The organism is Methylobacterium sp. GC_Met_2, from assembly GCF_026540795.1.
GTDB lineage: Bacteria > Pseudomonadota > Alphaproteobacteria > Rhizobiales > Beijerinckiaceae > Methylobacterium.
In genome coordinates this window covers 1-24140 of the sequence record NZ_JALNUM010000095.1, presented here as the reverse complement: position 1 = coordinate 24140, position 24140 = coordinate 1, and the positions used below count along the sequence as shown (strand labels likewise).

Below are 24140 nucleotides of genomic sequence, written 5' to 3'. Positions count from 1 at the left end.
CCCGTACAAGTCGCTGCCGTCCAGGCAGTTCTGGTCCAATGCTGTTACGAATGTGCCGCCTTTCGCCCTGAATCTGCGCTCAAGCGACAACTTCACCATCTCGTCCGACGACCGGGTAGCCACGGCCGGTTCCTGTTTCGCGCAGCGCGTGGCGGCCGCTCTCCGTGCCTCGCAGTTCAACTACTACGTCACCGAGACCGCGCCCGCTGGCATGTCGCACGCCCAAGCTCAGACTCTTCAGTACGGCACATATTCGGCCCGCTACGGCAATCTGTACTACACGCGACAGTTCGTGCAGCTGTTCGATCGGGCAACCCAGTCATTCAAAGGTAGCAAGCAACTACTCCGAAGCGGACATCGCCTGCTGTCTTCACTTCCGACTGCCGCAGCTCCTTGCGATTGAGCACAATGATGCGCCCGCGCCCGGAGCGCATGAGCTTGGGCTGTTGATCCCCGCCGATGCGCTCCGGGTCGGCGAAGTATCACGCCATGACGGGCCCGCCGCCGCCTACTAAGGCCCGACGCTGCTCGACGGCTGCGTCGTAGAGCGCCTGCTCGTCCTGCTTGTGCTTGATCGAAAACCGGATCAGCGCCGCTCCGCACGCACACGCGATCGCGGCACCGCCGAGGATGAGGAAGCAAAGCTGCACGTTGCCGGTTCCGCGAAGCAGGAAGCCGGCTGCAACGCCTCCGATGTTGCCGCCGGCGCCGATGATGCCGGCAACGCCACCAAGAACCTTGCGGTCGATGAACGGCACAAGCGCGTAGAGCGAGCCGCACGCCATGTGTGTGAACAAGCCGAACACAAGCATGGCCGTAATGGCCAGGCCTACAGCCCCTGCCTGCGAGAAGGCGACGAGGAAGATGCCTTCCCCCAGCATCAGGCCAAACAGCAGCCACGTGCGTCCGTCGAGCCCATTGGTGCGGGCGACGCGATCCGACAGCAGGCCGCCAAGTGCGCGCGCGAACAGCGCGAGCAGTCCAAACGCACCGACCGCGTACCCAGCGTCGACCACCGAGAGGTGATAATGATCGTAGTAGTAGGTCACCGCGATGCTGTGGACGAACAGCTCGACGCCGAACGAGGCTCCGTAGCAGGCTGCGAGCAGCCAGACGCGATAGTTCCGCGCGGCTGTCTTCATCACGTCCCAGCCGCCCTTCTTGCCGCTATCGACGGAGATCCCCTGGCGGCGTAGATCCGGAACGTTGCCCTCCGGCGTGTCCTGCGTGAAGCGCCAGTACAGGCCCGCCATGATCAGCATGAGCACGCCCGGCACGAACATCGAGTAGCGCCAGCCAGTGCCTTCGCTGACGCCGAAAGCGACGATGCCTCCGACAACGAGCGGCATCACGCTCTGCGTGAAGCCGCCGCCTGCATTGCCCCAGCCACCGACTGTGGCGTTGGCAGTCCCGACGACGTTTGGCGCGAACATCACTGAGGTGTGGTACTGGGTGACGACGAAGCTCGCGCCGATGATGCCGATGAGGAGACGGAACACCAGGAACGAGGTGTAGTCCCAGGCGAAGGCAATCCCGAAGACAGGCAGTGAACCCAACGCCAGGAGCAAGGTGTAGGTGATGCGCGGTCCGTACTTGTCGCACATCGGACCGATGACCATGCGGGCCAGGATGGTCGCGAACACGCCGGCGATGGTGATGTTGTAGATCTCTCCACTCGTCAGCTTGAGATCGGCGCCGATGATCGGCATCAGCGGCGCGGTCGCAAACCACGCGAAGAAACATACGAAGAAGGCCATCCATGTCAGGTGGAAGGCGCGCATCTGCGGGGTCTTAAAACTGAACAGATTGATTTGGATTGCCTTCTGCGAGGCCATGACGGCGGCTCCCTGAGCATGTTGAAAGGGCACAAGGTCCCGTGCGCGACGAGGAAGTCGCGCACGGGGGCACGAAGCTTCAGGCGGCAACGCCAAGCTTGTGGGCGATCGCGACCAGCAACTCGTGGTTCGAGCGCATCATTTCGGCATTGGACTTCAGGAGCCGGGCGTTCGACTCCATCAGAGCATGGTTGGAGGCCATCACCTCGGCATTCTCGGCGAGCGTGGTGGCATTGGCCTTCACGACGGACTGGTTCTTCATCAGCGCGTCGGTGTTGGTGGCGATTTTCTCGGAGTTGGCTTCGAGAGCATCCTTGTTGCCTTCGAGCAGGGAATGGTTGCCGCTCATCAGCGAGTGGTTGGTCTCAAGCAGGGTGTGATTGTCATCGAGCTTGGCCTTGTTGGCCTCGATCGTGTGATGGTTCGAGGCCAGCGTACCGGCATTGGCCTCCATGACCTTCTTGTTGCCGGTCAGGAGCGTCTTGTTGGCCTCCAGCAAGGTGTGGTTGCCGGCCAGAGCTTCACTGTTGCCCGTGACCGTGGCGCTGTTGGCTTCGAGGATCGAGGCGTTCTTCGCTAGTGCCTCGGTATTCTCGCCAAGCTTATCGCTGTTGCCCGCGATCGCGATCTTGTTAGCCTGCACGACGGTCGAGTTAGCCTTTATCGCCGAGGCGTTCCCGACGAGCGATTGATGGTTGCTCTTCAACACGCTCTTGTTGGCCTCAAGCGCAGCGTGGTTTTCGCTGATCGTCTCGGCGTTGGCGGTGAGAATCTTGTTGTTGCTCTTGAGTGCCGTGCTGTTGGCCCCGACGGTGTCGTGGTTGGCCTCCAACAGTTCGTGATTGCTCTTCAGGGTCGCGGCATTCGCTTGAAGCATGCCTGAATTCTTAACGAGCAGGGTATGGTTGTCGTCGAGCGTGACTTGGTCGGACATAGTATTTCTCCCTATCTATAGTTCCAGATAAGCGTATCGTCCGCATAGCTACCCGATCGCCGAAACGTGGCGTCAATTCGACCAGGTGCTTCGGAAGACGCTGCGCTGCGTCAGTGCTTCAATCGCGAAGCAACATGCTGTTAGATTAGACTAACGTGCCGGTGAATTGAGCATATCCTGGTCCACGGCGGCGTGAACGAGAGGCGATGTGCGAGCCGGTCGAACGCTGCGCTGCGTCTATAAATTGCGAAGCAGGGATCGTGCCGCAAACATAGGATATTAACGGATCGACTGCGGCATCTTGTGCATGGGGCTATCGCTCGGCCGTGGTTCAGCTTGACGATACCCGCACGGCGCAGGCCGCCGGTTATCGCGTACCAAACCGCTTATTTTTTGTGATTAGGCGACCTCGTCGGGTCGGCGTCTCGAAATATGAGATGAGCTCAAGCGCCATAAGTCGCCGGCGTCGAACCGCGCGTCTTGCTGTTGGGAATTTCTGTCGACTACTCATGCATTGGAATCATGAATGAGCCAGACGTAGCCATCGCACCAGTCGACGTGCCTGCTCTGAGCTCTTTCAATCTAAAAGCAGTCTGGTCGCTGTTGGCCAGCTTCAGTCGGCCGCTGTGCGCCCGTTCTCACCGTTCCGTCAAACTCGGCAACTGGACATAAATGGCATCCTCGATCCGATTGGGCAAAGCTCACGGCGAAGCCTGCGTTGATCGGACTGGGTGGCGCGGCGGGGTCACGACCGGCAGGGGTATGGTCGGTGCAGCCGCTGGCGGCGTCGACCGGCCTCGATAGTCGCTGCCGGAGTACAGGCGACGGGCAGGAGGGCTCGCGTCGTTCAGTCCGCCGCCCGGGACGATAGGTCTAGGTCCGCTCAGACCGCCTGTGACGGCCTGCATCTATTGTTCGCTGCCACGCTCGGCTGCGGCTCCCATCGGAATTCGGAGACTAAGCAGCCATCGGCGCGAAAGATGCCCTGCCAACCGCACTTGCCGACGATGACCGTCACACGCGAGCGTCCCGCGTCTCGGCCGTAGCCACGATCAAGACGGCTGCCGATGCGGCCAAAACCTGCCTGACGCCGCAATGCCCACTCGCTCATTCCGAGGCGGTGCGCCAACTCCGCAGGCGCAACGAGCCAACCACCCTGCTCATCGAGGTCAAGGCGCACGCATTAGTCTCCACATCTAGAACAATTGCTTCCTATGACAGCCCACGCACGGTGATGTGCGCGCGCGGGCCGCTCTCGTCGTAACCGAGCAGCCGCCCGGCTCCGGCCCCAGTCTTTATTCAGCCGCCTCCCGGGCCGGCGACGGCACCGAATACAGCCAGATCTCGCCATCGCTGACCCGAGTCTGATAAGTGGCGAGGCCGAGTTGCTCGTGGCTCGTGCCGCAGCCGGACCTCAGGTCGAAGGTCCGGTCATGCAGCGGGCACATCAGCGTGGTCCCGCCGAGCAGTCCATCCGCCAAGGGCCCCTGCCGGTGGGGGCAGAAGGCCTGGGTTGCGTACACCGCGCCTTCGGCCGTGTGGAACACGGCGATTTCCAGGTCGGCGACCCGGAAGGTGCGTCCCTCACCCTTGGGGATCTGGTCGATCGAACCGAGCAGCACTTCGGCGGAGGTCATTACACGTCCTCCTTGGCGGGGATGACGGAGGTGAACTGGTTGGCAGTCTTTGGCGCCACCGCTTCGAGCCACGGATCCACCGTGGCGGCGATCGAGGCTTCCATGGCCGCGTCGAGATCGGCACAGATCCCCTCGCTGTCCTCCACCACCACGGCGCGGACCCGCTCGAGGCCGATCCGCTCCATGAAGGTGTAGGTCCGCTCCTTCCACTTCGCGTTCTCGCGGTAGAACTGCATGAAGCGGCTGCCAATCAGCATCGCCTCGGTCTCGTCCTTGGCGGTGGTGAGCAGGTCGCCTTTGCGAATATGGGCGCCGGCGGCGCCGCCGACGTAGATCTCCCATTTGCCTTCGCCGATCGCGACGAAACCAACATCCTTCACGTAGGCCTCGGAGCAGTTGCGCGGGCAGCCGGCGGTCGCGAGCTTAAGCTTGGCCGGACTGTCGATGCCGCGGTAGCGGCGCTCGATGCGCTGGGCGAAGCCCATGGAGTCGCCGAGGCCGAAGCGGCAGAAGTCGGTGCCGATGCAGCTCTTGCAGGTTCGATAGCTTTTGCCCCAGGCGTAGCCCGCTTTGAAGCCGAGATCGCTCCAGATCTTGGGCAGATCATCCTTCTTGAGGCCGACGAGATCGACGCGCTGCCCGCCGGTCAGCTTCACCAACGGGACGTTGTACTTTTGTGCGACCTGGCCGATGCGCACCAGTTCATCCGGCGTGCAGACGCCCCCGGGCATCTCGGGGATTACCGAGAATGTGCCGTCCTTTTGAATGTTGGCGTGAACGCGGTCGTTGATGAAGCGCGCGTCGCGCTCATCCTCGTACTCGCCCTTCCAGACGGTGATCAGCAAGGAAGCGAGCGCAGGCTTCGCGCCGGGATCGACCTCGCCATTCCCCAGCTCGCGGAACACCGAGGAGACCGACTTGAGGCCGCGGGTGACCACCTCCCTCATCAGTTCCGGTTTCCGCATCGGGATAGTCGGTACGTAGTAGTGGACGGATGGATCCTCCTCGACCTCACCGCCCAGGAACCACGAGACGAGTTCAGTCACCTCGCCTTTACAGGCGCCGCAACCCATGCCGGCGCGAGTCTGAGCCATCACTGCCTTGGAGCTGCTGGCGCCGGCCACAACACAAGCGGCGATACCCGCCTTGGTCACGCCGTTGCAGTTGCAGACCTGCGTCTCCGCCGGCATCTCGTCGTAGGTGACCTTGGCGGAGGGCGTACCGAGGTCGAACATCAGCGACAGCCGCTCGTCCGGCAGCGGTGCGTCCTGTGCGAAGGCCTGCATCAGGAACGGCGCCTTGGATATGTCGCCCATCAGGATGCCGCCGACGAGCCGGCCGTCGCGCACGATCAGCTTCTTGTAGGTGCCGCGCTTCGGCTCGGTAAACTGCACGACCTCGTCGTTGTCGTCCGTGGGATCGGTGATGCCCATCGAGGCCAGCTCGACGCCCATCACCTTTAGCTTCGTGGCGAGCTTAGAGCCGTGATAGGCCGCGTCAACGTTGGTTCGGGTGACGTGCTCGGCGAAAACCTTTGCCTGCTCATAGAGAGGCGCTACCAAGCCGTAGAGGCGCCCGCGGTGCTGCGCGCACTCCCCGACCACGTAGATGTCGCGGTCGTCGAGAGACTGCATATGGTCGTTGACGACGATGGCGCGTTCGACAGTCAGCCCCGATAGTTGGCCAATCTCAGAGTTCGGCCGAATCCCGGCCGCGACGAGGACGAGGTCGCACGGCAGCTCCGTGCCGTCCTTGAACCGTAGCCCTTCGACCTTGTCGGTGCCGAGAACTTCAGTGGTGAGCTTCGACGTGTGGACCCGGATGTCCATGCCCTCAATGGTCTTCTTCAGGATACCGCCTGCGGCCACGTCGAGCTGCATTTCCATGAGGTGACCGGCGAGATGGACCACGTGCGACTCGCAGCCCAGCACGGTCATGCTGCGGGCGGCCTCAAGGCCGAGAAGGCCGCCGCCGATTGTGACGGCGATCTTGCTGCGTCGGGCGTAGTCGACGATCTGTCGGCAATCCGCGATGGTCCGGTAGCCGAAAACGCCGGGCTTGAGGCTGCCGTCCTCCATCCGCACGCCCTGCATGGGCGGGATGAAGGCGCGGCTGCCGGTAGCGATCATCAGCTTGTCGTAGCGCGCCCGCACGCCTCCGTTCGAGATGACTACCTTGGCCGCGCGGTCGATCTTCTCGACGCGGTGACCGGCATGGAGCGTGATGCCGTTCTCAGCATACCAAGACAGCGGATTCATGGTGATCCCGTCGGCGTCCTGGGTCCCGTTCAGGATCTCGGAGAGCAGGATACGGTTGTAATTGCCGTAGGGCTCGTCGCCGAACATCACGATGTCGAACATCTCGGCGCCGCCCCGCGCCAGCACCTCCTCGACGGCGCGCGCGCCGGCCATGCCGTTACCGACGACCACTAGTTTTTGTTTGCTCATAGGTCCGTCCTGCTCCGCCGCTCGGATGACGATCCGTCTGTTTGCTAGCGCTCAGATTTCGAGGAGACCGACGTCGATCACGACCTGACCCGTTGCTCCCTCGGGGGCGGACAGGTGGATCTCGACCTTCGTGTCCGGCGGCAAGTCTTCGACGATGGTCAGAGGCACGTTCATGCCGGCCTTGGCGCCGACCGGCAGGTAGCGGGCGGCCTTTCCAGCGATGACGAGCGAGAGGCAGACCAATTCCGACCCTGAATTGCCGGCACGCAGATAGACGAACTGCGCGCGCTTGGTGCTCGGAACCGTGTAGATCAGCGTCGAGGCCAGGAGGGCTGATCGGTCGAGTCCGGCACCCGAGTAATCGAATACGCCCTGAAGGAACTTCGGGATGGATTCCATGATGCTGTTCCTTAGCTGAGGCTCAGAGCCGTAAACTTGTGGCATTCCTGCGATGCAGGGACGTCACACTGAAGAGTAGGGGCTGCTCGCTGAAGCGAAACAGCAGTTGTCGAGAGGTCGATCACATCGTGTCGGCGTATCTAGCAATATTTTATAACAGTTTATTGGTGTTAAGTCCTCAATATTCTAGTCAATTCGTCCAACAGTATTTACATCTCAAGGCCCCTCATACGACATGCGCCACATCCGAAGTTGAGCGCCATCCATGGCTCGCCCGCACAGCTTGCACGGGATGCCCATGTCTGAACTATCCCCGGACCGGGAATTGTATGAGCCGATCGCTAAATGTCGGCGACCAGCCAGAACCTGGCTGTAAGAAACGACTGTTTGGTACCGTTCCAGGCTGGAACGCTAATCTATATTTGGCTATCGTCGAGCAACAATTTTAAGCCAACTGCCTTCCACGAGCGACATTTGCTCACTGCGCCGGCATCAGTAACATGCACGTAATAGCAAATTCTATGAGGTTCCTGCGCGATCACATTATGGTCAGGCTGGTATAGAAGGGAGTAGGCGGCTCAGATTGGCCTCCAGAACCGCGGCGGATCGTGCTCTGGCATGGGCTGCCCATCGGATCGCGCCCAGCTTTGTTGGATTATCTGCGTGTTGCTAGGGTCGTTCGAAGCGGCGCTGGGCTGTATAAAGCTAGCCTCGAACTCGGCGCGGCTGACAGTCAGACGCAGGAGCACAGGCACGCCATCAAAAGGGGCGCCAGGCTTCATGTACTCGGGCACAAACGCCCATTCGACGTCGTCACTCACGGGCAGCTTCACATCTCTTCGGGCGGACGGCCACGCGATTTCTGCAGAGCAAAGATAAAGCCAGTCGATAGGCGGCCATCCTCTTTTCCGGCCAGCTACTCCGAAACCGACCGTTTGGTCTCGGCCAGGGCCCAGCTAAATTGGCGGTCGCCTTTGAGCGGCTGGGTTGGGTGGATTTCCGCCAGTCCGCTTTCGGGCGGCCATGCATAAGAGCGGACATCACCACCGCGCCCGCACACGACCCTTTACAGACCCCCGGAATGTCCGCTGGCGGGTCGTTTGCCCACGTCATTCACTCGGGGTCTGCATTATTCAATGCTCATAAATTGACAGTATTTTGTCGTCTTGACGAATTCTGTCGATGCGCTAAGTTGATAGGCATGACGCATCGTTCTCCCGCCCACGGCGAACCGAAGTCTCGCCTACGTCGGGCCTACACTGGCCTTGTGATCGAGGTATTCCGCCTGAACGGCGATCAGCTTGCAATCGGGAACGCTCTCGGCGCCGACCTCGGGTTGACCAGCGCGCGATGGCAGGTGCTGGGCGCGATCTCGCTCTCGCCCGTACCGCTGCCGGTCGCCCACATCGCCCGCAATATGGGGCTGGCCCGGCAGGCCGTGCAGTATTCCGTCGATGAGATGCGGGCGGACGGCCTCGTCCGCCTCGAACCGAACCCGCATCATCGACGGGCCATGCTCGTCGCGATGACGGAGAAGGGCGAAGCGGCCTACCGCGAGGCGAGCGAACGCCATGGACGCTGGGCCGAGATCTTGATGGCCGATCTGCCTCCTGAGCGGATCGAAGCAGCAAGCGACTTGCTACGCGAAATCCAGCGTCGCATCGCGAGTTCGACTAACGACTTGGCTACCACCAAGCTTAAGGAAACTTAAGATGCCGAAATTTGTTGAAATGGACCATGCTGTCACGCTGGCCGATCAGCTTAAAACCGAGGAAGGCCCGGTGGTCTTGATCAACACGTTCGTCGTGCCACCCGAGGACGCTGATAAGTTGCACTCTGTATGGGCGAGCGATGCGGGGCTTATGAAGGCGCAGCCGGGCTTTATCTCCACGCAACTGCATCGTGGCATCGCGGGGAGCGGCGTGTTCCTGAATTACGCTGTTTGGCAATCGGTGGGTCACTTCCGGGCCGCCTTTAGCAACCCTGCGTTTCAGGCGAAGCTCGCTGATTACCCAGAAAATACGACGGTAAGCCCACACTTGTTCAAGAAGATCGAGGTCCCTGGTATCTGCACCGCTTGATCCTGAAGAGCGACCTCCACAGGACCATCTTGGGAGATCGAAACGATCTTCTGGATGGCCAGCCAAAGCCCGGAGCGGATCGTCCGCCTCCGGATCACTGGCCAACGTCCGGTTGCCAGCCTGAGCTGAAGTTGCCGGAAAGCTGACGAACGGCTGCTTTGGAGAAGCGCCGATGGCGGTCTGGGTGGCTGGGTTGGGTCGGCAGGAGGCTGTCCGCTTTTCCGGCAGACCTGCTCCGAAGCAGCCATTCTGCTTACGGCCAGCCCCGGCCACCGCAGTTCATCTGCGTGAATGTCTCAGATGGGTGGCTTTCTGCCAGTCCGCTTCCGGACGCCAGATGCATCGAAGCGGACATAGCCCCGGGGGCCGCTCTCAACCCTTTGCAAAAGCTCTGAACCATCTGCTTGCAGGCTGCTAGGTGACCGGAGGTACGCGGCGGAATGGATGGTGGGCCTAATTTCCAGTAGCGGGTCTCGACGGCAATCATTTCTGCTTCTGCGACCGCGATGCGCTTGTAAGAATAAGTCCTAACAGGCACAGCGCCTCTATGTCCGTGCGCCGAACCGTCACCGTCTCGATAACCCCTGAGCAAGACGTGCTGCTGCGCGCCTTCCTGGCCTCCGGTCGCTACCGATCCATCAGTGAGGTTTTGCGCTCCGCACTCCGCCTGCTGGAGCGCGAGGAAGCGGAAACTCTCGTAGCACTCAGGAACACGGCGGCGCACGGCGAGGCGGGCCGTGGTTGAAGCGGTCGGCCGAGACGCCGCATTCCTCGCGGGCGGCGGGGAGATGGGCGCGCTGATCCGTGCCCACGATTGGTCATCGACCACCCTAGGGCCAGTCGCCTCGTGGCCCCAAGCCCTCCGAACCGCCCTTCGCCTCATCCTCAACACCGGACACCCGATGTACGTGTTCTGGGGGGAAGACAGCTTATGTTTCTACAACGACGCCTACCGGGCCTCGATCGGGAACGAGCGGCATCCCTCATCGCTCGGTTGTCCAGCTCGGGAGGTGTGGGCCGAGACTTGGGACATCATCGGGCCTCAGATCGAGCAGGTTACGGCAGGGCGAGGGGCGACCTGGAACGAGAACCATCTCATCCCGATCACCCGCAATGGCCGGCGCGAGGACGTCTACTGGACCTATAGCTACAGCCCGATCGATGCCGAGGGAGCCGTCAACGACATCGGCGGCGTTCTCGTCGCTTGTACGGAAACCACCGCACAGGTGCTGACCGAACGGCGTTTGCGTGAGGCAAACGAAACGCTCGAAAAGGTTGTCCGAGAGCGCACGAAGGCACTCCGCCTGTTCGGCAACATCGTCCAGTCCGATCGCGCGCCGATCCTTGCCTACGATCACGACCTTCGGGTGATTGGGTTCAACAAGGCTCATGATACCGCCTTTCAGCGCGTCATGGGTCGCCACCAGCGAACCGGTGATCTCCTGCTTGACTTCTTCCCGCCCGATCAGGCGCAGACCCTGCGGGGGCTCATGGAGCGGGCGCTGGCTGGAGAGAGTTTCTCCGTGACCGAAGTGTTCGGTGATCCAGACCACGAGCTGCCGACGTGGGAGATCACCTATTCGCCACTCATTGATGAGGAGGGGACGATCTTCGGTGCGTTCCACGTTGCCCGTGACGTGTCGGAGCGCGTGCGGGCACAGGAGGAGCTCGCGACCGCGCAGGAAGCCCTGCGCCAGTCTCAGAAGCTTGAGGCTATCGGCCAGCTCACGGGCGGCGTCGCCCACGACTTCAACAACCTGCTCACCGTGATCAAATCGTCCACTGACCTGCTAAAGCGACCCGACCTCGCGGACGCTCGCCGGCAACGGTATGTCGCGGCAATCTCCGATACTGTGGACCGCGCCGCCAAGCTAACCGGGCAACTTCTCGCCTTCGCACGGCGGCAGGCGCTGAAGCCCGAGGTCTTCGACGCCTGCGATAGCGTGCGTGCACTCTCCGACATGATAGGGACGCTTGCCGGAGCACGGATTGCAATCGTGACCGACTTGCCGGAGCAGAGCTGCTTCGTCGATGCCGATCCGAGCCAATTCGATACCGCACTGGTCAACATGGCCGTGAACGCTCGCGACGCCATGGGCGGCGAGGGCCGATTAACGATCCGCGTTGGTGATGTTCAGCGGATGCCCTCGGCTCGTCAGCACGCGGCCATCGATGGCGATTTCGTCGCGATCACGGTCACTGACACCGGCAGCGGCATTTCCGCCAAGCACCTGGGGCAGATCTTCGAGCCGTTTTTTACCACCAAAGGTGTTGGTCAAGGCACTGGCTTGGGTTTGTCACAGGTGTTCGGCTTCGCCAAGCAATCAGGCGGCGAGATCACCGTCGAGAGCGAGATCGGTCGCGGTACTACGTTCACGCTCTATTTGCCCCGGGTGGCTGCCCCCGCCTCAACTGTAACCGACGACGAGCCGCCCGCTCTAGTGGACGGTCACGGCACCTGCGTCTTAGTGGTCGAGGACAATGCCGAGGTCGGTACCTTTGCGGTCCAAACACTAAGCAATCTCGGCTATGTGCCCGTACTGGCGGGCAACGCTGAGGAGGCCCTGGTTGAGTTGGCGAAGGACGCCGATCGCTTCGATGTGGTGTTCTCGGATGTGGTGATGCCAAGTATGAACGGTATCGAGCTGGGTCAGGAGATCCGTCGCCTCTATAACGATCTGCCTGTTCTCCTAGCCTCCGGGTACAGTCACATTCTAGCACAGAGTGGCACCCATGGCTTCGAGCTACTGCACAAGCCCTACTCGGTTGAGCAGCTTTCACGGCTACTGCGCAAGGTCGGCCTTCGGCATCGCCGTAAGCGGATCATCAGTCAGTAGCAGTATCCGCTGTTCGACCGCGGTCCTGTTAGATCGGGGCGAAACGTCCACTTTTGACGACACAAAAGGGACCGGCTGCCACCCCGATCCGAACTTGCTTGACCAAAGGCAGATGACTTCTTTTTGGACTAGACCGGCGCGATGCTGGTGACGGGGTTGGGTCGCAAGCGGAACGCCTTCACCAGAAACGTTTTTAGAGCCTTCCGGCAGAGACGCCCTCCGCTATCTCGATCTATGTTAGCTGCAGGCCGGCGCAGCTTTGCGAGCGCAGGGGTGAAATGACCGCATCAGTTCATCAGTCCGACCTGGACCCGGTCGTACATAAGATCGAAAGCATCGCCACGTTCAGGCTCTCGAACGAGGAGAGGGATGCGCTCCTGTCCCTGCCGATGCATGCGGCTATGTTTGAGGCTGATCAGGACATCGTCACTGAGGGCGATCGGCCGACACGTGCCTTCGCCATTCTCAGTGGCTTCGCTTGTACCTACAAGACCACCTACGCCGGCAAGCGTCAGGTCATGGCCTACCACGTTCCTGGTGATGTTCCGGACTTTCAGAGCCTGCATTTGCATGTGCTCGACATCAGCATCTCAGCGGTCGGACCATGCCGGGTCGGCTTCGTGCCGCACGATGCGGTCCGGCTTCTTCTGAGCGATCATCCCAGGCTCACCGACACCCTTTGGCGTGCCACGCTGATCGAGGCGGCAATCGTGCGTGAGTGGATGCTCAACAATGGTCGCCGTGAGGCTTATCCCCGGCTGGCGCACCTGTTCTGCGAACTCATCACGCGCCTTGCAGCGGTTGAGCTCGCAATCGACCAATCTTGCCACTTGCCAATGACGCAGTCCGAGATCGCCGACGCCCTTGGGATCACGAGCGTTCACGTCAACCGCGTGCTCCGTGAAATGCGAGCCAAAGGTCTAATTACCTTGCAGGGCCATCATCTGACAGTTCATGATTGGGAAGGGCTGAAAAAGGCGGCAGAGTTTGATCCTACCTACCTGCATCTCGGCAACCGCGACGCTGTAAGAGGTCAGCTCAACTAGAACGGGATTGTGGGCGGCAAGACCAGAGCGGCCTCTTGCATATCCGGATGTCTGCTTTGGGGTAGGTTAGATCGACCGGCAAAGACTGCATTGGGTCGCAAGCAGACCCTCCTCACAAAGGACCAAGCATCGGCACTTATGTGGCTTTCCGCGTTTGTTGTCGGTCAGCGGTGTGCAGGCCCGGGAGGCGATCTCTCGAACCGGTGACAGTACCATCGTGTTAAGCAACCTTTGCCGCACGGCGACTCGCGCGATCGCTCAGCCCTTGGCGGGTGCCAGGGCCGGCATCGCAGGCTTCGGCTCGCCGCCACCGAACCAGCCCTTGATGGTCCCGACGATGTCGCTTGGGATCACGATCCAGGACGGCAGAAAGCCTGACGCGCTGCCATTCCAGCGACCGGCCAGCGTCTGGCGTGCCTGCGCGTCCGAGCGGCGGATCTCCATATCGAGGATCCGCTCCTGGATCGGCAGAGTGGCGAGCTGCGCCTGGGCCGCCTGCGCCCGCTTGTTGGCCATGAACGTGTCGTCGATCGCCGCCTGGATCGCAGCGTTCTCGAAGTTGAGTTCGTCAGCAAAGCCGAGCGTCGTCACGGTGACGCCCATTGGCGCGAATTGGTCGACCACAGCCTTGTCGACGGCAGCCATGATCTCGGCCTTCTGCCGGATCGCGTCGTCGGTCGAGCGGCGGCCGAACTCGCGCGCCAAAGCGGCCTGCACGGTGCGGTGCACGTTGCCGTCGACGACCTCGGCGAGCGAGCGGCCGTAGAGCACCGAGGCGAAGCGCGCCTCATCCGTATCTTGGGAGGCCGGCTTCGTGCCGAACCAGTACAGGAACTTGGCCGCGTCCTCTTCCTTCACGAAGGCCGAGATGACGACAGAGGTCGAAAGCCCGATCGAGTCGGCAGTCTCGAAGCGGAAGCCTTGGTCGGTGCTCGACGTGCCGCGGCTGGCCGATGTCGTCCACTCGCGTGACACCGGCGTGCGGTCGACGATGATCAGGCGGGCGGCTGGGACGTAGTAGTCCGACAGCGTGCCCGTGTTGGGAAGCTTCGTATGCGGGATCTGCACGCGCTTGGCTGCGACCTTGCTCTCGCTGAGGAACCGTTCCGAACCGAACTGGGCTTGGCTGGTCTTCGTGTCCCCGCTCTCCGGGATCATGAAGGCCGACTGGTTCGGCAGGATCTCGATGTACTCGCCGTAGTCGTACTTGCTGAAGTAGGCGCGCGAGGGCTCAGGCGCGGCTACGACGCCGAGGCCGAGCAGGACCGCTGCCAGGGGCGCACGGCGGCTGGGAACAAGCCAGATGAGGGCGAGCACCGCGAGCAGCGCCAGGAACGGCATCGAAGATCCGCTCGCTAAGTCGGCGGTCGCACTCGTCTTGAGCGGGGCGAGGTCGCTGTCGGACAGCTGCTCGACGGCGGTGCGGCCAGCCACCATTCCGGCCTGGATCGAGGCGAGGCGGGACAGGCCGACGTAGGTTGCAACGGCGCCGAGCGAGAGGCCGGCGCGGGTGAGGGTGGACATGGGAGGTCTCGATAGTTCGATGCCCGGTTCGGGCGAGGGCGAATATCAGTGTTCGGCCAGCCTCTGCTCAGTGGCCTGGCGACGAAGCTCGGCCTGGAGCCGAGCAAGCGCAGCATGGAACTTTTCGCACCTGCGTAGTGCTTGATGTGGCCTGTTCAGGCCTGCCGCTCGCTTGGCGGCATCCAGTCTCGTGGGTCGATCTTCCGGACCGGGGAAGCGCGTAGCGGCGCTGCACGACGTCCGGCCACCCGGCGATCGCTCTCGATGTATCGGCGAGGCCGCAGGTTCGGCAGCGGGGCGCGCTCCTCTTCCTCCCGCTCCAGCCAAGGCGCGATCAGCGCCTTCGGCGGCAGGACCTCGATGCTCGTGAGGAATTGCAGCGCCGGCACAAGGTAGACGAGCGCCGCGTGCCAGTAGGCGTAACGCAGCTGCTCCTCGACGACCTCGAAGCCCGTGCGCGTGAAATCCAGCTTGCAGAACAGGCCGGTGTCGCGGCTATCGCCCTTCGAGATCGCGACCTCGTCGTGGCTGGTGAACCACGGCTTTCCGTCCGGCCCCTCACCGCAGGGCGTGAGCACCGTTCGCCAGAGCGTGATCTTGCCGTTCGTCGACTTCACCGGCTCGATCGCGATGCCGTCGCCGACCTCGGGAGGTCTGCGGATCGCAGCCGTTACGAGCCAGGAGGGCGTCGCGTACATCGCGGTCGAAGTCAGCACTCCGAGGTCGGCCTTGCCGCGCAGGTTGAACTGAATGGGATAGGCTGAGAGGTCGAGCGGGCACACAGCCGAGCCGGCCGCAGCCTTCTGCAGCGTTTCGCTGAGGACCTGGAGATGCGCCTCGATCGTGATCGCGTCCGGATGGGGATCGCCCATGGCCGGCGGCATCCCGGGCTCACGGCTCCAGTTGTCGACCCGACCGCCCATGGCGACCATGCGCCAGACCGGGTCGGACGCGCACTGCGGCCCGCGGATCGGACTGTCCGCACGCCGCTTCGGCAGCTCGTCGCGGATCGCCCAGCGGAGTGCGTCCTCGATCGTCATCTTGCGGCGCCTCGGTGCGCCTTGGGTGGTGCTCTGCTTCGTTGCCGGCACGGTTGGGTCCCCAATGCTGTGCCGGTTCGATACAAAGCGGCAACGGCCCAGTCGTCCGGCGCCGATTTGGACATTGTCAAGTCGATCCCGCGCGCGCCATCTCAGCCGCGTTCGTCGATCCTGTTCTTCTCGGCGACGATCTTCTCGCAGGCGCGCAGGCGCTTCCTATCGAAGGTCCGCCGCTTCATGTCGCGCGCCTCACAGAACTGCGCGATCGAGCCGCCGACCTCCCCCTCGGTCGCGATCGCCCGGGCCCACAGCAAAAGGATCTTGCGCTCCTCGGACCGGTCACCGAGCACGGTCCCAGTGAAGGCCAGGATATCGAAGGTGGCGCTCGGCTGGCTAGCGATCGCGCTGCGGAGCGTGTTGCCGCGGGGGGCGTAGATCGGCGTAAACGGCATCGCTCTGAAAGCCGTCTTCAGCCAGCGCTCCACGTCAGCGCAGGTCCAGGGTTCACAGGGCGGGTGGGGTCCGTCCGGGCGGGTGAGCATCGAGCGCGGTGGCGCGGCCCAAAGCGCCGCTGCCCGTTCTTACCATGTTCCCGCTCACGATAGCGTGGCCGCTGCGACAACATGCTGCCGCGATTGCCGCGAGACAGGACTATGCCACGCGGAGGTCTTCGACGGGCGCGATGAGCGAGCGGTAGGCGGAGATTGGCAGCGGCTTGCCGCGCAGATAGCCCTGGATCTCTTTGCACCGGTGCTGCCGCAGGAAGGTGAGTTGCTCCTCTGTCTCGATACCTTCCGCAATCACGGGGACGCCCAAACTCTCACCGAGGTTGATGATGGTCCGTACGATCGTAGCGCCTTTGGTCGTCACGCCGATCTGAGCCACAAACGACCGGTCGATCTTGATTTTGTCAAAGGGAAACGTCTGAAGGGTCGCCAGCGACGAGTAGCCTGTCCCGAAATCGTCCATCGAGATGCGTACCCCGAGACCTTTGAGGTCGAACAGCATTCTTTCAGATTTTGCCGAGCTGTTTATGAACAAGCTCTCTGTTACCTCGAGTTCGAGGCGGTCAGCCGAAAGGCCCGTCTCTTCGAGGACTTCGCGGATCATCTCGCACAGGTCGCTCTGCCGGAATTGGGCGATCGACAGGTTGACCGCGACGTCGAGCGGCCGTGCCCAGGTCGCGGCCTCGCGGCAGGCTTCACGCAGTACCCACTCGCCAAGCGGCAGGATCAGTCCTGTCTCCTCTGCCAGCGGAATGAACTGTGCAGGCGAGATCGATCCGCGGGTGGGATGCGTCCACCGCAGGAGCGCTTCGAAACCGCAGGCGTGGTTCGAGGCGACGTCGAACTGGGGTTGGTAGTGTAGTTCGAACTGCGCGGTGCCGATGGCCGCGCGCAGGTCCAGCGCCAAAACGTGCCGGTCCCGTGCTGCCGCGTCCATCGTCGCCTCGAAGAAGCAGTAGCTTCCCTTGCTCTCTTTCTTTGAACGGACCAGTGCCATGTCGGATGCGGAGAGGAGCTGTTCGTAAGTGTCGCCGTCGCGCGGGTAGGCTGCGATCCCGACGCTGCAGCCGATATCGATCCGCCGCTCACCATCCAGATAGGGGGCGCATAGTGCATCAATGATGGATTGAGCGGCTATGGCGGGCGTTTTTGAAGCATTGAGCTCGGTCGCGAGTACGGCGAACTCGTCACCGCCGAGGCGTGCCGCGATGCAACGCTTGCCGAGGATCCCTCGTAAGCGAGCGGCGACCTCCGTGAGTAGGCGGTCCCCGGTCGGATGACCGAATAAGTCGTTGACTTGTTTAAATCCATCTAGATCAATACAAAGGAGCGCTACATCCTCCCTGCTCTTGGCGCAGATCTCCAGTTCGCGTGCGACAACCTCTTCGAACTGTACGCGGTTCGGCAATCTGGTCAGTACGTCGTGCCGCGCGAGAAAGCGCAGACGCTCCTCACTGCGCCGGCGCTCTGTGACGTCCTCGTGCGTGCAGATCCACCCCCCGCCGGGAACGCTCACGCGAAGGACGCTGATGTCCCGATCGTTGGCCAAGCGAACGATTGTCGCGGCCTGCGGCACCGCATCCGATGTCGGGGGCGTGATGACCATGTCCCAATTGTTCGCGGCATCCCCACGCTGCGCGAGAACGACCCGGCGGAGATCCTCGGAGCTTGTGCCGGGGCGCTGCAGATGGCGGGGGATGGCGTACAGTTCGGCGAAGCGGTCGTTCATGACGACGAGTTTTCTGTCTCCGTCGAAGAGGCAGAGACCCTGGACCATGTTGTCCAGCGCGACGCCGAAGCGTTCGTATTGCGTGCGCAAATCACGCTCGCCGCGAGCGCGCTCTTCGGCGCTGACGACGCGCCGCTCAGTGCGAGCTTGCCGCATGAATAGAAGACAGAGGCCACCGATGCAGGCGACGAGGGATGCCGCTGCCATGCCTATCGCGAACGCTTGCTGTCGGAAGGGGGCGAGGCTTGCTTGCGTAGTGCGGCTGATGCTGAGGATCAGCGGGTAGCGGGCGAGAGCTCTCGTCGCGATCAGACGTTCCTGACCATCGATCGGGCTCACGTTCCGCAAAACACCACCCGCCGGATCCTTGGCGGCGATCAGCGCGGCTCCCGAGGTCGGGAGGATCTTGCCGACCACGCCCTCCCGATGCGGGTGCCGCACCAGCAACATGCCATCGTTGCGGAAGACCGAAACGACGGCGTCGTCTGTGGGGGTGATCTGCTGGTAGAGGCGCTCGAAATAGCCGAGCTCGACAGCCCCGAGCACGAGGCCGAGGAACGTCCCGTCGGCTGCCGTAACCTTTCGGGCGATGTAGATGGTCCACGCCCCATCGCCACGGTTCTGCACCGGGCGGCTGACGAAACGCTGCAGGGTGGAGTCCGAGGCGAGAGCCTGGAAGTAGTCGCGGTCCGCTAGATTGACGTCCGGGATCGGCCAGTAGCGGCTGAAGTTCAGAAGCTTGCCGGCGTGGTCGATAATCGTGACTGCATTGACCTGCGGCAAGGCGGCGATGCGGGCTTTGAGCGCGAGGTGCAGGTCCTGCCGACTTGCAACGGCCGCGTAACCCGCTGGCGTGGAGACGTTCGTTTCGTTAATATCGTTGATGATGACCTCTTGAACCATCTCCATGGCTTGCAGAGCGCGGTCAGCTTGATCGGCCAGGACCTTCGAGAGACCGACCAATCCGCGGTCCACGTCCTGAATGGCCTGCCGGTGCATGTCGGTGATGAGCAGTATCGCCCCCAACGTGATCGCAGAACTGATCATGACGAATGAGGCTATGAGTGCCATTATGGATCGAGGGCCGGACATGGGATTAGCCCGCGACCTGATGCTGAACACCAGTGGCACCCTTCTTTACTCCTTCAGAACGTCAGCTTTGGATCTGGCCATGGGGCATTATAAAATGAGAAGCGCCTAGCTTTCTGCTGTCGTTATACCATGAGCTTAATTAATGACGGGTTGCGGTCACGTGCGAAGCGCACAATGATGTTACATTTACTTGAGTGGTTCTGCCGACCCGTTTGCGGCGTTACCGGAGGTGACGGTCTTGAGGGTCTGGTCGCGTCCGTATGCTCGGGTAGCGCACGCTGTCTGTGACCCTCAGGCGGCTCGTACGGTTGCCAGAAAGCGGCCAACCTCAGCGGTAAGATGCTCGGACTGACGCGAAAGCTCCGAGGCCGCCCCCAGCACTTGGCTCGCCGCCGCGCCTGTTTCCTCGGCTGCGCCTGCCACATTCGCGATGTTGTGGGTCACCTCGCCGGTGCCCTGCGCAGCCTGCGAAACGTTCCGGACGATCTCCTGCGTGGCCGCACCCTGCTCCTCGACGGCGGCGGCGATCGAGGTCGCGACCCCGTTGATTTCGCGGATCCGCCCGGTGATGCCCCCGATCGACGTCACGGCTTGTCCCGTCGAAGATTGGATCTGCGCGATCTGTGCGGAGATCTCGTTCGTGGCCTTGGCAGTCTGCTCGGCCAGCGCCTTCACCTCGGAGGCGACGACGGCAAAGCCCTTGCCGGACGCGCCGGCGCGTGCAGCTTCGATGGTGGCGTTGAGAGCCAGCAGATTAGTCTGGCCCGCGATGTTCGAGATCAGGCCGACCACGTCGCCGATCCGGGACACGGCCGCACTCAGTTCCTGCACCAGCGCGCCGGTCTGGTCGGCCTCGTGGACGGCACGCTGCGCCAGTTCGGCCGAGCCGGCGACCTGGCGACCGATCTCCAGAACCGACGAACCCAACTCTTCGGCAGCGGCCGCCACGGTGTTGACGTTGCTGGCGGCTTCCTCTGCGGCCGCAGCGACGGTTGTGGACCGGTTCGCTGTCTCGCTGGCTGTCGACGTCATCTGCTGGGCCGTGGCCTGTAGCTCGGTGGCCGAGGAAGACACCATGCCAATAATGCCGCCCACCGCCTGCTCGAAGCCGTCGGCCATCTGGCGCATGCCGGCCTTACGCTGCTCCTCCGCGGCCAGGCGCGCCTGCGCGGTCTCCGCTTCCAGGGCCCGGGTGCGGATCAGGTTGCCCTTGAATACCTGCACGGCCGCCGCCATCAGGCCGATCTCGTCGCCCCGCTGCAAGAATGGCACTTCGATAGTTGCATTGCCGCTGGCTAGCTCAGCCATTTTACCGGTCATCGATTGGATTGGCCGTGACACACGCAGGAGACCGAATGCAGCAGCGGCCGCGGCGGCGATCAGCGCCAAGGTGATCGCAACGTAGACCGCTACCATCGCCTCGCTGGCAGCAGCCATCGCGGCATCTGCATCCGAATGGGCGCCGTGTTCGTTCAAGGCGACATCGCGGGTGAGGGCCTGCCGCACATCATTGTAGAGGTTAATGTTGTCTGGCTTGCTGAGAAGCGCGAGCCCCTCGTCAGTTTGGCCGCCCTCGGCCAAGCGCATCGCTTCGCGACCGACGGCTTCATAACGATCCCAAGCAGCGACAAAGGTGTCATAGAGTCGGTGCTCCTCATCGGAGGAGATAAGGGGCTCATATGTCTGGCGCGCCACTGCCAATGCAGCGAGAGCGTCCCTCAGGTCCCGCGCATTGTTGGCTCGCTGCTCCGGATGAGACGCAAGCGCCAACGAGCGCAGTTGTTTGATGCGCACCTCCGATGCAGTCGCCCTGATATTCGTGACAGCGATGACCGAAGGTAGCCAGTTGGTTGCTACTTCTGTTACCGAGTGGCGGATGCCGGTTAGTTTGAAAAGGGATAGAGCTCCTTGGCCGATGCAGACCAAAGCTAGCAGGCTAAAGGCTGCCGCGAGGGAGGCTTTGACGGAAAGGTTGATGCGCATGGAACCGACCGGCGCGAAAGTGACCAAGCGGTGCGTCGCGCATGCAATCGCTGGATGGGGCGTCTAGCCAGCATCACTCACCCGAGAAGGTTAATTTGCATTCTTTTCGACCGAACACGTCGTATCACATGTTTGTGTGAAATTGATTTGTACGCGATGGTATCGTAGTAGATTTATTCCGTCAGTTGTTTTTCGACGTAACTTGCAATCAAGAGTTGGTCTTGCGAGGGGCCCACCGGTTCCTTGGAACGATCACCGAGCGCTGTGCCAGTTAACGCCAGGATGTCGTAAGGTGGCGCTGGACTGGTTCTGCATCGCACTGCGGAGCGTGTTGCCGCGGGGGGCGTAGATCGGCGTAAACGGCATCGCTCGGAACGCAGTCTTCAGCCACGCCTCGACGTCGGCGCAGGTGAAGGGCTCACGAGGGGAATTAGGGCCTTCCGGACGGGCGAGCATCGAGCGTGGAAACGCGGCCGACGGCGCCGCTTCCCGTTCCTAGCATGTTCTCGGCAACTTGACCGTTGCCGAGGCGCCATCACAGCAAGCGACGAGCGAAGCTCGTCGCAATCGCGATGAAGTCCCGTATCCCCTCGGACGAAGCAGATAGTGTCGTGCTCAGTAGATGCCGGTGCTCTCGCACGTCGCTCCAAACGCCTGATTACAGGCGTCGGTCGGGCTGTTTGATGCCGCACCTGAGATGCCAGCCCCTCCGGTTGATCCACCGCCCGCTGCTGTCGTCGTGGTCGCTGGGGCCGCGTTTGCGGCCTGCTCTGTCAACCCTGTCGAGTTACTTGCGATTGCCGCGCCACCTGTCGAACCGCCGCCCGTCGTCGATTGCACAGTGTTGGCGGCGCGTTCCGTGAGGGTCGTCGAGTTTGAGGAGGTCCCCGAACTGAATGCCGACGCGGTGCCGCTGGAGGAACTCCCGCTCGAGCCCGACCCGCTGGCGATACCCGCACCCGATCCACCCAACGCAGTCTGATAAGCCTCTTGCGCCGCCTCGACGCCGTTTACCGCTGCGTTCGCCGTTGAGGCCGTGCCCGATGCCGAGAGACTGCCCGATCTACCGACGCCGCTGCTGGTACCGCCCGTCAATCCGAGCGTTTGGCTGCCCGTCGTAGACAAGCTTGTGAGACCCGAGACGTTCAGGCCGGTGCTGACGGTCGAGAGGGAACCAGCGGGGCTGGGCGTCGACGATGAGCTGCCGGCTAGGGTCGGCACAGAGCCGCCGCCCGATCCGCCGCCGCCGAAGCTCAGGGCGCCCGCATTGGTGATGCCCCCCGTGAGGCTTGAGATCTATGGATAGCTGCTGCCGCTTAAACCACCGGCATTCGCGATCGAGCCTGTCGGCTCGACCGATGCGCTCGATAAACCGACCGTGCCCGGCGTGGCCGGTGCAACGCTGACGCTGGCGATCGAGGGTGAGTTGGTCCCGGTCGTGCTCTGCGCCAGTGCCGGGCCCGAGGCCGCGAGCAGGAGAGCTACCGGCAAGAGAGCCCGCATGGCGTCCACCGTCGGATTATGCTTACGATCCGCCAACCGTTCGCCAGTTCCTCAGTTCCGCTCGAGCCGCGCGGCACGTAGATCGGGTTATAGGGCATCGTCCAAAACGCGATCGTCAGCCAGCGCTCGACGTCGGCGCTGGTCAGGGCTCAAGAAGCGGGTCGAGACCTTCCAGGCGGGTGGGCATCGAACGCGAGGGTGTGGCCCAAGTCGCCGCTTGGCGTTCCTGGCATGGTCCAGGATTGCACAGCGTTGCCGAGATGCCGTCGAGCCGGTGGATCTCTAGCTAGATCAAGCGATGTTGGCGTTCCGAAGGGTGAGAGATTGAGCCCGAACACATGTTCGATGACGCAGCTGCTCGGCGCTATCTCGCGGGACTGCCCCCGGTCGCCATGGGGTCGGTGCGATGGCTGATCTACGACGATGCCCGGCAATGGGTTTCGGTCGTCGACGGCGAGATCGCATCGCTGCGGAAAGACTGCGAGCATGTTCTCAGTGCCGCGTCAGACAAAGAGGTCAGCGCCTCTTATGTCGATGCGATCCGCGAGTTCCTCGTTGAGGGGGAAGAGTGCGCCCCGCAGATTGTCGCCCTCTCATGTGCTCTGCTGACGGAGAGGATTGGTGATCTCCACCAAATTTTCGTAGAAATTCAGTCCGGCGTGATGGTAACCCTTGTCGGATCGGACGACGTTATAGTTCGACGGATTGCCGGATGACTAACTTCGATAATTGCCCTGGCAAGCTAATTTTTAATCGCGAAAGCGAGGCATGTGTGAAGTTTTTAGACTAACTTCGCCTGCTTCGGCTTTCGACCCGACGCAGTCAACTGCTGCTGGCGCAAGGCGACTAGATATTTTCTCGGGAAGCCTGTTCGGAGCAGGCCTTCGCTATCTCCGAGATCGGCAAATTCGAGTGACCGGCCGTCTTTGAAGCGACATCGAGACAAGAGCGCACGCGATCTCGGGAGACACTTCCGCCATTCCCCGTGTCCAGCTTGCGCAATAGGTCATCTTTATCCGTAGGCGATGCTTCCGCCCAAGTTTGCATTGTGTCTTCTGCGTTCAATGCCAAAACGGGCGTTGCCATAACGACCAGTGAAAATACACCAGCGAGAAAAATGCGCATTGTTCAGGCCTCAGACGACAGAGATTACGCAGATGCTCGTGGGGTTCGTTTGGAAAGTGGCCGCGGTAGACGCTCGTCGCGCGCTGATATCCAGTCGGCGAACAGAAAAGCATACGGACTGAAATAGGCCGTGAAGCGCCTTCGCGGATTGCCGACTACTTGGGGCAAAAACGCACAGTTGCCCTTCGCCATCGCTGCGTGTCCGGCGTCGCGTGAGTGCTGAGCACAGGCTCGATCCACACCCGACATACAGGCCGGCGCGGAAGTGTGCCCCAGTCATGAGAGTGCGTCCGCATGCAGACCATGTTGCTTCATCTCGATGATATCGGCCGCGATCAGGCTGTAGCCATCCTCCGCTTCGCTGGCTCAGAATTCCTGAGGCGGTCCGCCCCAATCCAGGCATATCAAGGCAGCGCCATCGG

The 24140-nt window shown here is 62.1% G+C and carries 17 protein-coding genes; 7 read left to right on the top strand and 10 right to left on the bottom strand.

Annotation, left to right across the window (positions count from 1 at the left end):
* Positions 1-403, top strand: a 403-nt coding sequence (locus OXS49_RS24955) for a GSCFA domain-containing protein (RefSeq protein WP_267427352.1), incomplete at its 5' end; no start/stop codon positions are given.
* Positions 404-482: 79 nt separating this feature from the next.
* Here OXS49_RS24955 and OXS49_RS24950 read toward each other — a convergent pair.
* From OXS49_RS24950 to OXS49_RS24930, 5 genes are all read right to left on the bottom strand, one after another.
* Positions 483-1835, bottom strand: coding sequence for an MFS transporter (locus OXS49_RS24950; protein WP_267427351.1), 1353 nt, complete (start codon positions 1833-1835; stop codon positions 483-485).
* 79 nt (positions 1836-1914) lie between these two features.
* Positions 1915-2769, bottom strand: a complete 855-nt coding sequence (locus tag OXS49_RS24945) for a hypothetical protein (protein ID WP_267427350.1) — start codon at positions 2767-2769, stop codon at positions 1915-1917.
* Between the two features lie 1295 nt (positions 2770-4064).
* Complete coding sequence (locus OXS49_RS24940) at positions 4065-4406, bottom strand: nitrite reductase (NAD(P)H) small subunit (RefSeq protein WP_267427349.1); 342 nt, start codon at positions 4404-4406, stop codon at positions 4065-4067.
* Positions 4406-6853: a nitrite reductase large subunit NirB gene (gene nirB, locus OXS49_RS24935; RefSeq protein WP_267427348.1), complete on the bottom strand. Its 2448-nt coding sequence runs from the start codon at positions 6851-6853 to the stop codon at positions 4406-4408. The genes OXS49_RS24940 and nirB overlap by 1 nt, the downstream gene beginning before the upstream one ends.
* A 51-nt stretch (positions 6854-6904) precedes the next feature.
* Entirely contained in the window at positions 6905-7252 is a 348-nt protein-coding gene (locus OXS49_RS24930) for a molybdopterin oxidoreductase (RefSeq protein WP_243926919.1), read from the bottom strand.
* A 1267-nt stretch (positions 7253-8519) separates the two neighbouring features.
* On the opposite strand from OXS49_RS24930, the gene OXS49_RS24925 reads away from it, so the two are divergent.
* The 5 genes from OXS49_RS24925 to OXS49_RS24905 all read left to right on the top strand — a co-directional run bounded on the left by OXS49_RS24925 (position 8520) and on the right by OXS49_RS24905 (position 13216).
* The gene (locus OXS49_RS24925) at positions 8520-8963 is read left to right on the top strand and encodes a MarR family transcriptional regulator (protein ID WP_267427347.1); all 444 of its coding nucleotides are present in this window, start codon (positions 8520-8522) and stop codon (positions 8961-8963) included.
* Position 8964: 1 nt separating this feature from the next.
* The gene (locus OXS49_RS24920; RefSeq protein WP_267427346.1) at positions 8965-9333 is read left to right on the top strand and encodes an antibiotic biosynthesis monooxygenase family protein; all 369 of its coding nucleotides are present in this window, start codon (positions 8965-8967) and stop codon (positions 9331-9333) included.
* Positions 9334-9880: 547 nt separating this feature from the next.
* Positions 9881-10078, top strand: a complete 198-nt coding sequence (locus OXS49_RS24915; RefSeq protein WP_267427345.1) for a type II toxin-antitoxin system ParD family antitoxin — start codon at positions 9881-9883, stop codon at positions 10076-10078.
* Between the two features lie 43 nt (positions 10079-10121).
* On the top strand, positions 10122-12170 hold the full coding sequence (locus tag OXS49_RS24910) for a PAS domain-containing sensor histidine kinase (protein ID WP_267427353.1): 2049 nt from the start codon (positions 10122-10124) through the stop codon (positions 12168-12170).
* 278 nt (positions 12171-12448) lie between these two features.
* The gene (locus tag OXS49_RS24905; protein WP_267427344.1) at positions 12449-13216 is read left to right on the top strand and encodes a Crp/Fnr family transcriptional regulator; all 768 of its coding nucleotides are present in this window, start codon (positions 12449-12451) and stop codon (positions 13214-13216) included.
* A 258-nt stretch (positions 13217-13474) separates the two neighbouring features.
* On the opposite strand, the gene OXS49_RS24900 is transcribed toward OXS49_RS24905, so the two are convergent.
* The 5 genes from OXS49_RS24900 to OXS49_RS24880 all read right to left on the bottom strand — a co-directional run bounded on the left by OXS49_RS24900 (position 13475) and on the right by OXS49_RS24880 (position 21090).
* The gene (locus OXS49_RS24900) at positions 13475-14740 is read right to left on the bottom strand and encodes an SPFH domain-containing protein (RefSeq protein ID WP_267427343.1); all 1266 of its coding nucleotides are present in this window, start codon (positions 14738-14740) and stop codon (positions 13475-13477) included.
* A gap of 155 nt (positions 14741-14895) precedes the next feature.
* On the bottom strand, positions 14896-15780 hold the full coding sequence (locus OXS49_RS24895) for a hypothetical protein (protein ID WP_267427342.1): 885 nt from the start codon (positions 15778-15780) through the stop codon (positions 14896-14898).
* Between the two features lie 152 nt (positions 15781-15932).
* Positions 15933-16232: a hypothetical protein gene (locus OXS49_RS24890; protein WP_267427341.1), complete on the bottom strand. Its 300-nt coding sequence runs from the start codon at positions 16230-16232 to the stop codon at positions 15933-15935.
* A 199-nt stretch (positions 16233-16431) separates the two neighbouring features.
* Entirely contained in the window at positions 16432-19086 is a 2655-nt protein-coding gene (locus OXS49_RS24885) for an EAL domain-containing protein (RefSeq protein ID WP_267427340.1), read from the bottom strand.
* Between the two features lie 312 nt (positions 19087-19398).
* A complete protein-coding gene (locus OXS49_RS24880) occupies positions 19399-21090 on the bottom strand; it encodes a methyl-accepting chemotaxis protein (protein WP_267427339.1) in 1692 nt (563 codons plus the stop codon).
* Positions 21091-22931: 1841 nt separating this feature from the next.
* Here OXS49_RS24880 and OXS49_RS24875 point away from each other — a divergent pair.
* Positions 22932-23309, top strand: coding sequence for a hypothetical protein (locus OXS49_RS24875; protein WP_267427338.1), 378 nt, complete (start codon positions 22932-22934; stop codon positions 23307-23309).
* Positions 23310-24140: the final 831 nt, after the last annotated feature.

Bases quoted from the DNA above. Each gene is read 5' to 3' on its own strand.
- OXS49_RS24920 (WP_267427346.1), top strand. From the start codon at position 8,965: ATGCCGAAATTTGTTGAAATGGACCATGCTGTCACGCTGGCCGATCAG.
- OXS49_RS24950 (WP_267427351.1), bottom strand. From the start codon at position 1,835: ATGGCCTCGCAGAAGGCAATCCAAATCAATCTGTTCAGTTTTAAGACC.
- OXS49_RS24940 (WP_267427349.1), bottom strand. From the start codon at position 4,406: ATGACCTCCGCCGAAGTGCTGCTCGGTTCGATCGACCAGATCCCCAAG.
- OXS49_RS24885 (WP_267427340.1), bottom strand. From the start codon at position 19,086: ATGGCACTCATAGCCTCATTCGTCATGATCAGTTCTGCGATCACGTTG.
- OXS49_RS24875 (WP_267427338.1), top strand. From the start codon at position 22,932: ATGTTCGATGACGCAGCTGCTCGGCGCTATCTCGCGGGACTGCCCCCG.
- OXS49_RS24890 (WP_267427341.1), bottom strand. From the start codon at position 16,232: ATGCCGTTTACGCCGATCTACGCCCCCCGCGGCAACACGCTCCGCAGC.
- OXS49_RS24910 (WP_267427353.1), top strand. From the start codon at position 10,122: ATGGGCGCGCTGATCCGTGCCCACGATTGGTCATCGACCACCCTAGGG.
- OXS49_RS24905 (WP_267427344.1), top strand. From the start codon at position 12,449: ATGACCGCATCAGTTCATCAGTCCGACCTGGACCCGGTCGTACATAAG.
- OXS49_RS24895 (WP_267427342.1), bottom strand. From the start codon at position 15,780: ATGACGATCGAGGACGCACTCCGCTGGGCGATCCGCGACGAGCTGCCG.
- OXS49_RS24880 (WP_267427339.1), bottom strand. From the start codon at position 21,090: ATGCGCATCAACCTTTCCGTCAAAGCCTCCCTCGCGGCAGCCTTTAGC.
- nirB (WP_267427348.1), bottom strand. From the start codon at position 6,853: ATGAGCAAACAAAAACTAGTGGTCGTCGGTAACGGCATGGCCGGCGCG.
- OXS49_RS24930 (WP_243926919.1), bottom strand. From the start codon at position 7,252: ATGGAATCCATCCCGAAGTTCCTTCAGGGCGTATTCGATTACTCGGGT.
- OXS49_RS24945 (WP_267427350.1), bottom strand. From the start codon at position 2,769: ATGTCCGACCAAGTCACGCTCGACGACAACCATACCCTGCTCGTTAAG.
- OXS49_RS24900 (WP_267427343.1), bottom strand. From the start codon at position 14,740: ATGTCCACCCTCACCCGCGCCGGCCTCTCGCTCGGCGCCGTTGCAACC.
- OXS49_RS24915 (WP_267427345.1), top strand. From the start codon at position 9,881: ATGTCCGTGCGCCGAACCGTCACCGTCTCGATAACCCCTGAGCAAGAC.